The organism is Streptomyces sp. NPDC107581 (assembly GCF_055657175.1).
The window spans coordinates 211,556-227,513 of sequence record NZ_JBVKBH010000017.1; the positions used below are offsets into that span (position 1 = coordinate 211,556).

General features: G+C 70.0%; 10 protein-coding genes. 5 read left to right on the forward strand and 5 right to left on the reverse strand.

Annotated elements, in window-relative coordinates:
- The first annotated feature begins 357 nt into the window (after window positions 1-357).
- A complete protein-coding gene (locus tag ACZ7P3_RS34865; RefSeq protein ID WP_472087836.1) occupies window positions 358-2,226 on the forward strand; it encodes an AfsR/SARP family transcriptional regulator in 1,869 nt (622 codons plus the stop codon).
- Window positions 2,227-2,369: 143 nt separating this feature from the next.
- Here the strand turns inward: ACZ7P3_RS34865 and ACZ7P3_RS34870 are convergent, their stop codons facing one another.
- The 5 genes from ACZ7P3_RS34870 to lanKC form a co-directional block, all read right to left on the reverse strand.
- The gene (locus tag ACZ7P3_RS34870) at window positions 2,370-3,644 is read right to left on the reverse strand and encodes an MFS transporter (protein WP_472087838.1); all 1,275 of its coding nucleotides are present in this window, start codon (window positions 3,642-3,644) and stop codon (window positions 2,370-2,372) included.
- Between the two features lie 341 nt (window positions 3,645-3,985).
- The gene (locus tag ACZ7P3_RS34875; protein ID WP_472087839.1) at window positions 3,986-4,705 is read right to left on the reverse strand and encodes a lysophospholipid acyltransferase family protein; all 720 of its coding nucleotides are present in this window, start codon (window positions 4,703-4,705) and stop codon (window positions 3,986-3,988) included.
- A 416-nt stretch (window positions 4,706-5,121) separates the two neighbouring features.
- A complete protein-coding gene (locus ACZ7P3_RS34880; protein WP_472087841.1) occupies window positions 5,122-8,076 on the reverse strand; it encodes a helix-turn-helix transcriptional regulator in 2,955 nt (984 codons plus the stop codon).
- 1,031 nt (window positions 8,077-9,107) lie between these two features.
- A complete protein-coding gene (locus ACZ7P3_RS34885; protein ID WP_472087842.1) occupies window positions 9,108-9,494 on the reverse strand; it encodes a hypothetical protein in 387 nt (128 codons plus the stop codon).
- Window positions 9,495-9,498: 4 nt separating this feature from the next.
- Entirely contained in the window at window positions 9,499-12,123 is a 2,625-nt protein-coding gene (lanKC, locus tag ACZ7P3_RS34890; RefSeq protein WP_472087843.1) for a class III lanthionine synthetase LanKC, read from the reverse strand.
- A 409-nt stretch (window positions 12,124-12,532) separates the two neighbouring features.
- Between lanKC and ACZ7P3_RS34895 the strand changes: the two genes are divergently transcribed.
- From ACZ7P3_RS34895 to ACZ7P3_RS34910, 4 genes are all read left to right on the forward strand, one after another.
- Window positions 12,533-13,237: a DUF4097 family beta strand repeat-containing protein gene (locus tag ACZ7P3_RS34895; protein ID WP_472087844.1), complete on the forward strand. Its 705-nt coding sequence runs from the start codon at window positions 12,533-12,535 to the stop codon at window positions 13,235-13,237.
- Between the two features lie 123 nt (window positions 13,238-13,360).
- Window positions 13,361-13,795, forward strand: a complete 435-nt coding sequence (locus ACZ7P3_RS34900) for a VOC family protein (RefSeq protein ID WP_472087846.1) — start codon at window positions 13,361-13,363, stop codon at window positions 13,793-13,795.
- A 733-nt stretch (window positions 13,796-14,528) separates the two neighbouring features.
- Window positions 14,529-15,161, forward strand: coding sequence for a helix-turn-helix transcriptional regulator (locus ACZ7P3_RS34905; RefSeq protein ID WP_472087848.1), 633 nt, complete (start codon window positions 14,529-14,531; stop codon window positions 15,159-15,161).
- Window positions 15,162-15,175: 14 nt separating this feature from the next.
- Window positions 15,176-15,784: a helix-turn-helix transcriptional regulator gene (locus tag ACZ7P3_RS34910; protein ID WP_472087849.1), complete on the forward strand. Its 609-nt coding sequence runs from the start codon at window positions 15,176-15,178 to the stop codon at window positions 15,782-15,784.
- Window positions 15,785-15,958: the final 174 nt, after the last annotated feature.

Consider the following 15,958-nt stretch of genomic DNA (forward strand, 5'->3'; position numbering starts at 1 on the left):
TGGCCACGCCCCGGGTACGGAGCGGGACCGGTCCCGCCGCGGCACGCGGGATCGGGGAAAGGCAGGCCCATTGCCCACCAGATGCCGAGCCGGCTCTTCAAGGATGCGGAGCACGACGAGCATGACGGATCACCGTGGCCATCTCTCCGAGCGCAGCCTCCCGGTCGGCGGGAGCGGCCGGCGCCGCAAGACCTCGGAGCCGTACACGCGACCCCTGCCACCGGCCCCGGCACAGCCGGCGCCGAGTCCCGTCCCGCGAAGGTGAGCCGCCTCTTCTCTACAGTGCGTTGCCTACTGCCCCGCAGACCCTCGGCCGACTGCTGCAGGCGGCTGAAAAACTCTTTATGGAGCAGACATATGTCCATCGGTACGAATGTCGCCGGTTTCGTGGATCTCCTGGAGGCTGTCCCGGGGCCCGGCCACTCCTCGCGCGGAAGAACACTGCGGTTCTCGATCCTGGGTCCGCTCTCCGTCGAGTTAGGAGGCCGTGAGCTTCCTCTGGGGCCACTGAAGCAGCGTCTGGTCCTTGCGATGCTGCTGTGCCGTCCCGGTGCCGTAGTGTCGGTCACATCGCTGACCGAGGCGGTCTGGGACGACGAACCGCCAAGGACTGCTCGCAAAAACCTGCAGGTGTATGTCTCGGCCCTGCGGAAAATACTGGCGGAGGCGGACGGATCACACCGGATCGAACTACGCCCAGGCGGTTATCAACTGCGCGTGGACAAGCGGGAATTGGACTCTCTGCGCTTTCTCTCCCTGGCCCGGGCGGGGCGCAAGGCCGCCGCGGACGGCGATGCCGGGGCAGCTGCGCACCTCCTGGGCGAGGCCAGGCGGTTGTGGGGTGGCCACCCCTTGTTCGACCTGTCCGGTTCGGAATCCATCCGCGTGGAGGCCGAGCGGCTTTCGACTCGTTACCTGACCGTGTGCGAGGACTGGGCCGAAGCGGCCCTTGAAGCCGGCCGGCCCCATGAGGTCGCGGAGAGCTCGGGCGAGTTGGTCGAACAGCACCCGCTGCGGGAGCGGTTGCGTGCTGCCCAGATGACCGCACTGCACCGATCGGGCCGCCGAGCGGAAGCCTTGGCCTCGTACGACGAACTTCGCCAGTGCCTTTCCCGTGACTTGGGACTGTCGCCGAGCCCGGCCCTGGAGTCCGTGTACCGTCTCATTCTCTCCGGCGAGAGCGCGAACCCGCTTGCACCGACCGTGCGCAGGGATGCGCCGGTGGAACTGCCCGCTGATCTGCTTCATTTCGTGGGGCGCACGGAGACGATGGCCGATCTGGTGGAGAGCGTCAGGGCCGGCGGCACCGTCCATGTGATCACCGGGCCGACCGGCATCGGCAAGACGGCTCTCGCGACACGTGCAGCACATGAGTTGGGGGATGAATTCCCCGGTGGGCGACTTTTCGTGCGGCTCCATGAACCGGACGGCTCGCCTCGTTCGTCGGACTCGGTGGTGAAAGAACTTCTGGCATACACGGGAAGGCCGGGTCCGCTGCCGGAGGATCCGCAACGCGCCGCCGCGCTGTGGCGCGGCTGGCTGGCGGAACGCAAGGTGCTCGTGGTCCTCGATGACGCACCGGACGAAGGCAGTGTGCGACCGCTGCTGCCTGCTGCAGGACGCAGCTGCGTGGTCGTCACCGCTCGTGCCCAGTTGGCCGGCCTGGCCCTGGCCCGCCGATTCCAGCTTCAGCCGCTCCCCCTTCCCGAGGCGTTGAACCTGTTCGGACGGATCGTCGGTCGTGCCCGTCTCCTGTGCGACCGAACAGCGGCAGAGCACATCGTCAGGTCCTGCGGATTCCTCCCCTTGGCCATTCACGCGGCGGCGCTCAAGCTCGTCGTGCTGCGTCACCTGCCTCTTGCCGAGTATGCGGCCCGGCTGTCCGACCCCGACACGGTCATGGAAGAACTGGCGGTCGGCGACCTGGACGTGCGCGCCCAGGCGGCCACGGACTGGCAGCGCTTGGCGGACCGCCACGGAGACACTCTGCGGAGCCTTTCCGCGCTCCCCGTATCGGCGACGTTCTCGGTGGAAGAAGCAGCAGCCGTGCTGCGGCAGAAGCCGGACCGGGTACGACGGCAGATCGAGCTGATGATCGAGGACGGCGCGGTGGTCTCGCCCGGGAGCGAAGTGACCGCCCACGCGGCGGCGTACTCCCTGCCGTATCTCACCCATCTCTACGCCCGCGAGGCAGCCTCGGCCGGCCGGGGACTCGGGGAGCCGTGACGGCCGGCCACCGCTTCACGGACGGTTGAGGGTGCGCGAGCCGTCGACCCACCGTTTCGCGCGAGCCCTGAACCGGCCGTTTCGCACGAGCCGTCGACCCACCGTTTCGCACGAGCCCTGAACCGGCCGTTTCTCGCGAGCCGTCAACCGGCCGTTTCGGAGGTAGCAACGGCAGGGGCGGCGTGAGCGTGGTCGGCTGCACGGAGAGTGCGTGCTGACCGGAGGGCTTGTGGGGTGGCCAGGGCGGCCGCGGCGAGGGCGCCCGCACACAGGGCGAACAGGGCGGGCCGTATGCCGAGCCAGTCGCCGAGGGTGCCGCCCGCCAGAGAGCCGAGCATCGCCGCGCAGGCAGTGATGACCTGGAGTGCCGCAGTGATGCGGCCCATCTCACCCGCGGCGACATCCGTGGCGAAGATCGAGGCCAGGGCGACTTCGGCGATCGCCTCGAAGAAGATGGGGAGTCCGATGCCGAGTGCGGCACAAGTCGCCGCCAGCGGGAGCGGTCCTGAGGCCATGGGCAGCAGCAGGCAGCACACCATGCCGCCGATGAAGGCGACGATGGTGACGCGTCGCGGATCACGGTAGAGGCCGAGGACACGGGCGGCAACGGCGGACCCGGCCAAGCCTGCTCCCCCTGACAGCACGAAGGCAAGGCCGTAGTACGCGGCCGGCAGGTGGATGGTACGCAGCAGGAACGGGCCGGTCAGGGTGGACACTCCGGTCATGGCTGCGGCCGGCAGGACGATGAAGACCAGAAGTGCCCGGTGGAAGGGGTGCCGGACGAGGAAGCGCAGCCCCGTGGCCGCCCCGCGGAAGGTCCCTGTTTCGCCCTGCCCGGGCGTGGTCGGCCCGGGGTCGGCGGCGCGCATGCCCAGAAGCGCGGTCGCGCCGAGCAGGTAGCTGACGGCGTCGATCGCCAGTGCAGCTGGACTGCCGAGGGCCACGATCACCGGGCCGGCGAGGATCCGGCCGAGGAGACCTGCCCCGTACTGCCCGGCCTGGAGGCGGGCCCAGACCCGTCCGATGCCGTCGGCATCGACGAGCCTGCGCAGGTGGACGAAGTACAGGCATCCGCTCAGGACCGACAGCAGGCCCTGCAGCACCCCGAAGCAGATCAGCCAGCCGATGGAAGCGACCCGGCCGGACAGCCCCAGGGCGACGGTGCCGACACCGAGCGCGGAGATCGTGTCCAGGGCGAGCAGCACCCTGCGCGGCCGTCCGACCCGGTCGGCCAGTGCCCCGGCCGGGAGCCCGAGCAGCACCCCGGGCACGGTGGAGGCCGCGGCGATGAGGCCCATCTGGCCCGGGGTGGCGCCCAGTTGGACGATGGCGATGATGGGCAGCGCAACCGAGGTGAAGACCGAACCGAAGGCGGAGGTGGTCTGACCCCACCAGAAGAGACTCAGATCTCGTCGCACGGCAAGCTCCTGGTCGAGGGGACGTCCGGTCGAGTCCTGGCAGAGAGGGTGCCGACCTTGGTCTCCTCCGCAGACGCGTCCTCTGTGGCCGACGCTCCGCCGCCGCCACAAGATCCCCGGCCGAGCCGCCGCATGCTCCTCCGTGGACCACACCGTGGACGGACGGACCGCGTGAACTCCGGTCCGGTGAGGTCTTGCGGCTCGCTTGCTCCCGAAGCAGCGGGAACCGCACGCCAAGTGCTGAAGGGTTGGAACCCGAAACCACCAAGTCCGACAGGCCGCAAAGCTAGGCGAGTGGAGTTGGGCCATGGTCCGGCATCGGTATGGAACCGGTATCCGGATCAGCCGTCGGTTGCCCCTTCGGTCCCGTCACGGTCGTCCTGCTCCCGCCGACAAGGCGCGGCAGGCTCACCACGCCGTGGCTGCACCTGGCCGACCGCCCGCCGCCAGGCGTCCTGCACGGCCGCGCGGGCGTATGCGGTGGCGGTGGCGATGTCTCCGCCGAGCTGGATCGGATCACCGATGTGCACGTGCAGGGCCGGGCGGCGCAGCGGTGCGGTCAGCACGCCGAGGATCTGCTTCGGTCCTCCCCCGGAGATGATCCGGCGGGCGCCGGCGTGTCCGAGCGGCACGACCGGAGCGCCGGTGGCGAGCGCGAGTCGGGCCAGGCCGGTGCGGAAGGCCCCGGGTTCGCGGTCACGGGAGTCCCGGTGGCGGGGCAGACCGCCTTCGGCGTAGATCACCACGGTCCGGCCGGCAGCGATGGCCTGTGCCGCAAGGTCCAGGGCCTCGGCTGCACGACGGCTGCCCCGGTGGACCGGGATATGGCCCTCGCGGGTGAGGCAGTTGCCGAGAACGGGGATCCTCCACAGGCCCGCGGTGGCGAGGACGACCGGCTCGGCACCCAGGCGGTGCAGAGCCGCAAGGACGATTCCGGGGTCGGCCAGTGCGCTGTGGTTGGGCGCGACGATGCTGCCGGGTGCGATGGCGCGGATCGTGCCGGTGGTCACCGTCAGTCGGCCGAGGGCGGGAACGACGGCATGGGCCAAGGTGGTGAGCATGGTGCTTACTTCCTGATGTGCCGGTTCTCGGCCGGCGTGTGTGCTGCCGTCATCATCGTTCGGCCGGCGGCGGAGTTCATGAGTACAGGTACTCATCACGGCTCAAGTCCGGCCCGGGAAGGTGAGTTGATACCCGGACCGGCGGCAACCGGGCCGCCACCAGCACGCCGGTGTCACCGGGTGCATGCCCCTCCGCATCAGACCCGGAGTACGTGGCAGCACGAACTACGTAGTTTCCCCGATGCCCTGGGCGGATGCGATCAACGACTCTGGAGCGATCGGAAACTCAAGGTCTGACTGCCACGGTCTGGAGTACGCCTCTGTCATGGGTGACGGATCATCGCTTGCCGACCGTCTGCCGGCCGCCCTCTCACCATCCTCTGTGCCGGTCTTGCCGGCCCCTCGGCCGCGGCCGGTCAGGCGGTCGGCCGGCGTGCCGGTTGGCTGAGGGCGTGCAGCAGACCCGCCCGGGAACGGATGCCGAGCTTGCGGTAGATGCTGCTGAGGTGGGCTTCGACGGTCCTGGTGCTGACGAAGAGCTGTTCGGCGATCTCCTTGGTGCGTTTGCCCGTTGCCGCCAGTTCGGCGATCTCACGTTCTCGGTTGGTGAGCAGGGCCGTGGCCATGTCGGCAGTCGTGTCCGCCGCCACCGCGGCCGGCGTGCCGTCCGTACGGGTCGCCGGCAGCTGGGTCCGGGCCCTTGCGACCTCCTCCAGGATCCGCCGCGCGCCACGGGCCCGGGAGACCTTCGCCGCTGCGTCCAGCCACTCCAGTGCCTGGTCCGTGCCCTGGGCCGCATGAGCGGAGCGTGCACCGGCCACCAAGGTCCAGGCGTGTTCGATCGGCAGGCCGGCCCGGCGGAACGAGTGCGCGGCCTCGTGGAACAGTCCGGCCGCCACGTCGTGGTTGCCCGCCGCGGCGTGCAGCTCCGCCTGTGCCCTGCGCACATGCTGCTGCTGCACCGGCAGGCACAGTTCTCCGGCGGCGGCTTCGGCTTCGTCCGCCCATCTGTGTGCGGCGTCGATGTCACCGCAGCGCAGGGCCGCGGTGGAAGCCAGGGCCAGCAGCGAGGGCTGCCAGGGGCGCAGCAGCCGTCGCAGCTGCGGGCCGCCTGCCTCCACCAGGGTGCGCAGACAGCCCGCGGGGTCTGCGCCGTGGAACTGAACGTGGGCGAGCAGCCCGACGGTGACGTCTGCCCGCAGGCCACGGCCGCTCAGGGCCAGGGAGAGCCCCTCCCCGGCGATCTCGATCAGCCGGGCCGAGTCACGGCGCGGCCGTATCCACAAGAGTCCGTTCGCCCGGAGAGTCATTGCTATGCCGACGGCTTCGTCGGCGCCGATCATCCGGGCGAGCTGCTCCGCCTCGTGCGCCCGTCGGCGGAGTTCCTCCAGGCGTCCCGTCATCTGGTCGAGGTGGCAGAGAGCCACCAGTTGGTTGATCCGGATGTATCTGCGGGTGGCGCCCGTGGTGGCCTCGAGACCTCGTTCCAGATGCCGGTAGGCATCGTGGAACCGCTCGTGGAACAGCTCCGCGCAGCCGAGCATGCCGAGGACCTCGGGCATCGAGGAGGCAGTGGCGTCCGGGAGGACGTCCACGGTGCGCGCGCACGCGGTGATCTCCGGAGCGGCCTCGTGCAGCCGGCCGAGCTGGGTCTCTCCGAGGGCCGCCATCGCCCGCAGGTAGGGCGCCATGGGATCGGCGCTGTCCACCGCCTGTACGGCGTCGCGGACCAGATCGCGTGCACGGTCGTAGGTCTCGCGGAATATCTGAACCCGCCCGTGTGTGGTGATCAGCTCGGCAGCCGGCCCCGGCAGCGGGACCGGCAACGGGTGGGGCAGCAGTTCGAGAGCGGCCTGGACAAACGCTTCGGCCTCCTGGTAGCGGCCCAGCAGCCGCTCCACCTCGCCGCAGACGGCGTAGACCCTGGCCGCCAGCTCATCGGACAGGTCGGACCGGTGCCGCAGCAGGTCGTGGGCGAGGGAGCGGGCTTCCTGGAGGCGGCCCACGGCGGTCAGGGCCCGGCAGCAGTCGAGCGCAAGGACGACCCGGGTGGCGTTGATTCTGGTCCCGGCCGGCACGTGGTCCAGTGCCAGGCGCAACCAGCGGGCAGCGGTGGCGGGCGTTTCCGCCATCGCCTCCTCTGCCCCCTCGATCAGGGTGTGCAGGGCTGTGCCGCTGCCCGAGCCCACCAGGTGCTCGGCGTGCCGGGCACGCTGGGCGGCCGGGGCCTGGCGGGTGGTGAGCAGGTCCAGGGCGGCTCTGTGGGCGTTCAGACGCAGGGGCGGTGAGGCGTGTTCGAGGATGACATGGCCGAGGACCGGGTGGCGGAAGGCATAGCGGCCGCCCCAGGGCAGCGGACGTATCAGGTCGGCCGCGGTGAGTTCCGCGAAGGCGGTGAGCGTCCGTTCCAGACCCAGGCCCGAAATCTCGGCGACCTCGTCGGGGAGGAAGGGATCGCCGAGGACGGCTGCGACTCCGGCCGAGGTTGCCGCGTCAGGGGTGCGGGAGGTGAACTCGGCGACGAGGGGCCGCGCCGCGCGGCGCAGACCGTCACGGTCCGGGCCTGCGGTCAGCGGCCACTCATCGGGATCCCAGCGGGCGGCAGCGAGGACGAGCACCATCCGCGGGTTGCCGCCGGAAGCCGCGTGCAGCTGCTCGGCGTACGTCTCCTGGTCCATGGATGGCCGGAAGGCCCGCCGCTCGGTGAACTGGTGGTCCCGCAGCGCCGTGCCCGAGAAGGCGTCCGGCGCGGAGCTGTCGGCTCGGGCCCGCCGGCGGCCGAGCAGGGCGGAGACTGCCGGAAGGTCCAGGGGGGAAGGAGCCAGCCGGATGACTTCACCGGTCTCGACACCGTGCTCCAGTGCCTCCATCAGCAGGGGGCTGCACTGCCTGGGACGGTGGGCCAGGACCATGACGAAGGGACCGGGCGGAGGTGTCCGCAGGAGTCTCGTGATCAGCGCGGCGGACTGCTCGTCGCACAGATGCACGTTGTCCAGGAGCAGCACACCCCCTCGCGCGGCCGCCCAGCCCCGCAGTACGCCACGCACCTCGGAATCCGCCGCGAGGCCGGAGTCCGACAGGACCGGGCGCTGCCGTACCTCGGGGGCGGCCGCGATCTCCTTGATGATCAGACCGCGCTCCGCCGTACCGTGCACCGCGTGGCCTCGTGCCACTCGTGCCCCTGCCGCGGCTGCCTGCCGGGCGAACAGTCCCAGCAGGGTGGTCTTGCCGATCCCTGGATCACCGGTGATCTCCAGCACGGCGCCCCGACCGGTACTCAGCCGTCGCACGACGTCGGAGAGACACCGCATCTCCCTGCGCCTGCCGACGAGCTCGGCGCCGTTCTCCTGTGGCGGATCCTCGAGAAGCAAGCAACTCCCTCTTTCCCCACCGGCGTTCCCCCGCCTGACGGAACCGCGCATATCATGCCGGAAGATACAGGACGCAGCATCTGGGCCGCGTTCCGGATCCGGGCGAAGATGATGGGTCCGCTCGTTCACCGTCGGGGACGTCTCGACGCCTGCACAGGAGACCGGCCACCGCGCTTATGGAGGTCCGCTGCCACCGCGCCCATGCCCGTGTGCGACAACCTGCAGGTCATTGCCGTGGCGTTGTGCTCTCGGTGGGCGCACCGTCCTGCAGCCTCACCCGGACCACGTCAGATCGAGCTGCGGGGGCTCGGCCACACCGGGCCAGATCCAGTTGCGGGGCCTCGGCCACACCGCATCAGATCGAGTTCGCCGGCAAGGGCACTCCGCCAGGATCGCATCGCGGGCTCCGTGGCGGGGCGATCAGTCATTCCGCTGCGGCCGGCCGGGGGCCGGGCCCGCGGGGCCGCCCGGTCGGCTCGACGGCTCGACGGCTCGACGGCTCGACGGCTCGACGCGAAGGAAGAGCACCGCGGTGGAGGACGGCGGTACCCGGAGTGACACAACCGGCGGCCGGCCATCAGCCCCAGCATTGGTGATCGTCTTGCCGACCGGTAGTGCGTCGAGAGGTCGGCGGGCCGCGGGGAGATCCCCGCGGCCCGCCAACGGTCACTCAGTTGCGGCTCTGGTGCTCCAGGCGAAGCTGGCGCAAAAAGCGGAGATCTCCTCCTGCTCGGCATCGAGCTGCTGAAGAGCGAGAATCTGGGCCATTCCGAATACCCTTCGCTTTCCGTACGGTCATGACGCGACGACGGCTGTGCAGGACCGCGAACACCGGCGGAACCGCGGCGTCCGGCCTTCCGTCGAAGGCGTGAGCGCCGACTCCGCCGACGGTCATTCCGTCGTCGTGGACGGGTTGGTCAACTTGCTCGCATAGATGCTGAAGCAGGGAAAGTAGGTGTCTTCCTGCTCGGCATCGAGCTGCTGAAGAGCGAGAATCTGGGACATCTGATCAACCTTCTTTCTGTGGGTGGTCACGGCGCGACGACGCCGCGCTGGATCGCGACCATTTCCAAGTCGGCCGCCCAGCCTTCCGCTGAAGGCGTGGGCGGCGCCGCCGACCAGGGCCCCTGCGATGCAGAAAGCCTCGATCGGTGGTCGATCTCACGACTGTGATGGTCAGTCGAGAGTGATCGGGGCGACAGACCGCCGGCGGGGAGCCCGCGGCCCGCCACCAGTCGGTGCGTTGCGGCTCTGCCGCTCCGGGCGAGGCCGGCGCAGGTCCCGGAGGTCTCCTCCTGCTCGGCACGGAGCTGCTGAAGGGCAAGGATCCGGTCCATCCGATCTGTCCGGGGCATCCGGTCCATCCGGGTCATCAGGTCCATCCGGGTCATCAGGTTCGTCAGCTCTGTCCGGTCCATCGGGTCATCCTGATCGCCCTTCACTTTTCGTGGAGGAAAGGCACGACGTGTGTGCGCCGCGGCCCAAGGTGAACAACTCGTCGTCGGGGCCGTGCAGGACGCGTTGCACTGCCAGGAGCACTCCTGCGGCGCCCGCGGACAGATCAGCGGAGTACCGGAACCCGCCCGCGCCGAGGTAGCGCACTCCGCGGCCGTGGGGGACGGCGTGCTTCAGCAGTCCTGTCGCCACGCGTACGGCGGTTTCGCGATCGCTCGCGCTGCCGGTGAGTTCGGCGTGGTCGGCCAGGAAGTAGGCCAGTCCCGCGAGTCCGGTGTACAGGCCCGGTTCCAGTGCGCAGGTCTTCCGGGCATCAGCGACGAGAAGTGGCAGTGCCGCGCTGCAGCGGTCGTCCGGGGCGATCGCCGTGCAGCGGGCCAGTGCTGTGGCCACGCCTGCGGAGCCCACGGCCAGGTAGGGCATGGCGCGTTTGATCACGGCGTTGTCGGCGTACGACAGGCCGCCGTCGGGCAGCGTGACCGCGCGGTCCAGTTCCTCGTGGAGCAGCCGGTGGCCGCCTTCGAGGTATTCCGTCTGCCCTGTTTCATCGGCCAAGTGGAGGAGGAACAGGGCAAGTCCGGCACGGCCGTGGAACAGTCCCCTCGCATCATGCTCGCCGAGGGTGGGCAGCAGGTCAGCGGTACCCAGGATCGCGTCCCCGGCAGCCGCCGCCCGCTCCAGGTGCCGGGGGTCGTGTGTGCGACGGTGCAGGGCAAGCAGGCTCAGACCGATTCCGGCCCGGCCGCCCGCCAGTGTGGTGCAGGTGCGGGCAAGGGGATGGTCCTCTGCGCTCTGCAGCAGATCGACCGCCTCCTCCAGGCGGCCCAGCTGCGCCAGGACCCTGGCAATTCCGGCCAGTCCGACGTCCAGACCGGGCGGGAGTTCGTCACGCAGCGCCAGCGCGTCCAGGACCAGTCGCTTCTCCACCTCCTCCGGGATCGGCACACCTGCCCGATGCAGGGCGTGCACCACTCCGGCGGTGCCGTAGGCCACGCAGACAGTGTTGGTCTGGAATGCTCCGGGCGACGGCGGGAAGACCCAGTCGGGCCGGTCGGTGTCGGCCGCTTCGAGCAGTCCGGCGGCCACCTGCTCGACGAGAGCGGCGAGACAGCCCTCCGGATCGGCATCGACCTCCGCCGGCTCGGGGCGAGGGGCAGAACCGCCGGCACGAGTGCTGTCCGCACGGTGGAAGGCGGTCGCCCGCGCCCAGATGTCCGCCGGCGGCACGGCGGTGACGGCCAGATCGCGCCGCAGGAGCGCGAGACGGGACGCAGTCCACTCGACCTCCCCCTGGAGGCAAGGGGCGAGCAGCGCCAGGGCGAGGGCGGCCATGCCGTACTGGTCGCGCAGGCGGGGATCGGTGTCGGTCCCGTTCACTTCGCGGGACGGCGTGAACCCGTGCGTGCCCATGGCGGCCGGTGGCGCGGTCAGCGGTGTCGCGGACTCGAAATCGACCAGTCGGGCGCGGCCTTCGGCGGTGACGAGGACGTTGCCCGGGCTCAGGTCTCCGAACCGGTAGCCCAGGCCGTGCAGATGCCCCAGGGTCTCGTCCAGACTGTGCAGGATACGACGGCATGCCTCGAAGTAGCCGGCGGGATCCGGTGCGGGCCAGTCGGGCTTGGCGATGGGCGAGTTGCTGCCCACCCAATGCTGCAGCCGCGTCCCGTCGACGTGTTCGGTGACCAGGAAGTCGTGCTCCCACTCGGTGAAGTGGTCGAGGGGTTGCGGGCACACTCCGGGGGCTCCGGCGTGGACGGCCGTGAGGACCTCGTACTCGCGACGCAGTCTCTCCTGCGCACCGATGCCGTCCCAGGTGTAGCCGTTGTGGGCGCGTGCTTCCTTGATGAACACGACGCGTCCGTCGCGGGTGTCCACCGCCTGGTACGCCCCTCCGGCGTTGCTGGGCTGCAGCACCTTGACGATCTCGTAGTGGCGGATCACGATCGGCCCGGAGTGCTGTGCGGGCTCCTCGGTGACGAAGGGGTCGGTGACGCCGTCGGGGAGGATGAAGGCGGGCTGACGCAGGTCGGGCACATCGCGTCCGAAGCCGTCACGGATGAGCGGTTCCCTGGTGCCGTCGGGCAGCAGCCGGCTCTTGCCTCCGAATCCGCCGTAGCGATAGTGGACGGTCCGTGAATCCCGGTAGCGGCGATCGGACAGGATGTAAGGGCCTTCCTCGCCGTCCAGCACGGCGGACAAGGCGTCGAGGAGCCGGCGCGCCGTTTCGGTGTCGTGCGGATAGACGGCGCAGAATTTTCCGGCCTGTGCCCGGTTGGCGTGTTTGTGATGCAGGGACAGGAAGAACCGCCGGGCAGCGATGTGCTTGAACGGGACTTGTCCGGCGAAGCAGGTGTCCGCGACCGTATCGAGGACGTGCTGAGCACGGTCCAGACGGGCGGACACATGGATCTTCCAGCCCTGCGGGGCCCGTTGGCCGCGCGGATGGCTCCAGCCCGTCCAGATGTCCCTGTCGGTGCGCTGCCATCCATCGGGCACCCGCGCCGGGACGTACTTCTGCCCGGTGTCGCTGGTGGTTGCCAGCGGGGCGTAGTAATCCTCGTCCCCGAGGGCTATGTCGAGAGCGTCGAACAACGGATTCTCCTCAGGGACCGCATAGGGATGAGCGGGGCGCCCGCAGGCCGTCAGGGAGCAGAGGGAGCCTGCCGTCCGAGACCCGGGACACCCACAGGGGCGAGCCTGAAGGTGTGCGCCTTGTCTTCGGCCTCCTGTCGCCTGGGAAGCGGTATGTGCGCTGCTACGGGTGACGATCCCCCGGTGAAGCGGAGCATCGTGGCGGGCGGCGGTGATGTGGTGGTGCGGCAGTACCTCGCGAGCGCCCGCGGCGGCGGCCGTGGAGGTCGACCCGGTCCTGGCATTGGGGGGTTTTCCCCAGTGAGGGCTGGAGAGTGGCTGCGTAGGATCGCGGTGACCGATCAACGATTCGACTCGCTCCACACGGGGGATTTCCATGCGACGCCCACAGACGCGCGCTCTTACAGCTGTGGCTCTGGCCGCTCTCACGGTCAGCGGGCTGTCCGCGTGCTCGGCCCTGGGCCAGAAGACCTTCAAGGACGACGCCAAGGTGGCTCAGAGAGTCACCTCGATCCGTCTCGACAGCGGTAATGGGGATGTGAAGGTGAATGCTTCGGCCGGCACCTCCACGATCTCCGTGCACCGGAAGGTCAACTACCGCGGTGACAAGCCGGGGGGCACGTCCTTCCGCGTCAGGGACGGGGTCCTGACGCTGTCCGGCTGCGGCAGCGAATGCGGCGTCGACTACGTCGTCACCGTGCCTGCCGGTCTTCCGGTGACGGGAGGCACGTCCAACGGTGACCTCACACTGACCGATGCAGGCGCGGTCGACGTGCACACGAACAACGGTGAGATCGCGGTGACCAACGCGACGGGCCCCGTGAAGCTGCGCACGTCCAACGGTGACGTCGACGTCAAGGACGTCAAGGGCGGTGGCATCGACACGCAGACGTCGAACGGCGACGTGACGATCCGGGTGGCCACACCGCAGGACGTCAGGGCTCGCACGACCAGCGGCGACCTCACGGTCACCGCACCGCCTGCCAAGTACCGGATATCGGCGGACGACTCCAACGGCGACAGGAGCGTGGCGTTCAAGAATGACCCGTCGGGCAAGTACCGCCTGGATCTGTCGACGACGAGCGGTGACTTGACCGTGGAGCCGGCGGCCTGAGGGCTGTCCGTCCCCTGACTGATCCTTGGCGTGAGGGTGGTTGGCAGGGAGGGCCACCCTCTCGTCAATATGCTTGAGATCAAGGGGAATTGAGCAGCAGAGTCCCCTTGCTATGGTGGGCCGATGGCATCGATCAAGCAGTTCCAAGTCACCTTCGACTGCGCGGAACCCAAGCGCGTCGCTCGCTTCTGGTGCGAGGTGCTGGGGTACGTCGTACCGCCGCCACCGCAGGGGTTCGCCACTTGGGACGATTACGATCGCTCGCTGCCGCCTGAGGACCAGGATTCGTGGTTCGCATGCGTCGATCCCTCAGGTGTGGGCCCGCGACTGTATTTCCAGCGCGTTCCCGAGGGCAAGGTCGTCAAGAACCGGGTGCATCTCGACGTACGGGCCGGCACCGGACTCGTGGGTGAAGAGCGCCTGGCCACGCTCGAGGCCGAATGCGCACGACTGGTCGCGCTCGGCGCGGTACGCGTGCGACTCCTGCCTGCCGACGACGACAACGAGTCGTGCATCTCTATGCAGGACATCGAGGGCAACGAGTTCTGTCTCGACTGAGCGTCCCCCGAGACGGCGAGGTGGGGCCGTCTCCCACGGGCCGCTCTGAGGGCCGGCCCGTAACCGATCTTCAAGGTCGCCGGTTCCGGGACCGGCGCACCGCTGGCGGCGCGGGCACAGTCCGACTCGGCCTTCTCAAGTGGCCTGGACGCGTCGCTGCGGCCTGAGGGTTCTTGTTCGCGGTACCCAGCTTCGTCCGGGCGACCGGCTGCACCTTCGGCGCGCGGTCCACGGTGTCGCCGCAGACTGCGGCTCCGCGGGGTTGCAGGCGCGCTCGGCGCCTTGGCCCTGTCTGTGGCCTCGACAGCTGCCGGCATCGGTTGAGAGCCGCACCGGACCTACTGGTCACGCCCGCATGCACCGGCCTGTAGGTCCTCAGGTCGACGAGCGCCCGCGCGCCCACGGGCCGCACATAGTGATTCCATACCGGTGCTCGTCCGTAAGCGAACCTCGGGTGCCTAACTTCTGGGTCAGCCGGTCCGACCGCGCCGGCCGCGCTCGGCAGTCGTGTCCGCCTCTCCCTGAGCGGGCGCGCCGCCGGCGGACCGCGGAAAGCCGAGGGGGAGGCCGTCGTGGCCGGCGATGTCCGGACCGGGTTTCCCCGCCGATACGGAGGACCGCCGGCCGGAACGCGAGGAGAAGGCGTCGTCTCCCCTCCCGGGTGAGGGGTGGACCGACCGCCGCCGGCGACTCCGGCCTTGCCGTTGCCCCTGTCCCGAGCAAGGAGTTCCCCATGGGCGATCCCGTGCCCATCACCGTCGTGGCCCTGGATCCGCTCCTGGAGGCCGGAGCCGTGAGCACCCTGTCCGGCAGCCCGGACATCGCTGTGGTGACCCCGCCGGAGCCGGCCCGGGTGACCGTCGTGGTGGTCGACCTGCTGGGCCCGCAGGAGCTGGACCTGGTGGGGAGCATCCGCAACGCGGCCCACCGGCCGGACGTGGTGCTGATGGCATCGGACCTGGGCCCCTCCGAAGCCCTCGGCGCCATCACCATCGGCGCCCGCGCGCTTCTGCGTCGTCGCGAGGTCACCGCGGAACGTCTGGTGCGCACCGTGCTGGCCACGGTCGGCGGCGACTGCACGGTGCCACCGGACCTGATCGACCGTCTGCTCGAAGACCTCGGCGCCGGCCCCGACGCAGCGGGCTCCGAAGGACAGTTGCACGGTGCGGCCCGGGGAGTGCTGGACGACCGGGAGCGCGCGGTGCTTTCGCTGGTCGCCGACGGCCACGAGACCGACGAGATCGCGAAGCGGCTGTGCTACTCGACCAGGACCGTGACGACCGTGCTGCGGGACATCACCCAGCGGTTCAGACTGCGCAACCGTGCACACGCCGTGGCCTTCGCACTCCGGGCGGGGCTGCTGTGACGGCTCTGTCGACGATGACCCGCCCGCGCGCACATCTCGGTACGGCCGGCGGAAGGGTGGCCAAGGTCGTCGCGACGAACCTGCGGCGGGCCGGCGTCGACCTGGCCAGGACCTGGTCCGAGGACGCCGTGCTGGTGGCAGCGGGCCGCACGGTCGACGAGGCCCTCGACGACTGCCCGGCGGCCGATCGTCCCGGCGGGCGGCACCTGCTGCTCGTCGTCGACACCTTCACCGCCCCGGGTGTCCGACGCGCCCTGCGCGCCAAGGCGTCCGCGATGCTGCAGACCTCCGAAGCGGCCCCCGAACGGCTGCTCGCCGCCGTCCGCTACGCCCATCAGGGGGAGGCCCGGATCCCGTACGCCGTCCTCCTCGGACTGCTCCGCGGCGAGGGCGAAGGGGCCGACACCCCGCCTCCTTGGCCGGTCACCGACTCGCCGCTCACCGGCCGGCAGACGATGGTGCTGTCGTTGATCGCCGAGGGGTACGACAACGCGGCGATCGCCCGGGCCCTGTCCTGCTCGCAGCACACCGTCAAGAACGTGATCTATGAACTGATGAGCCGGCTGCAGGTCCGCAACCGCTCCCACGCGGTGGCGCAAGCCGTACGGTCCGGGCTGATCTGAAGCCCCGGCCGGGCCGGCGTGCGGGTCCCGCCGACAGAGACGTCGGCGCAGCGCCCCCGGCATCCGCAGGACGCGAACGCTGCCGCTTCTTCCCTACTGCCCCGCACACGCACCCGGCACGCTCGCGGAGTGTCCCCCGCGACCGCCGGGGGTTGAGCGCCCCGTTCCCTACCC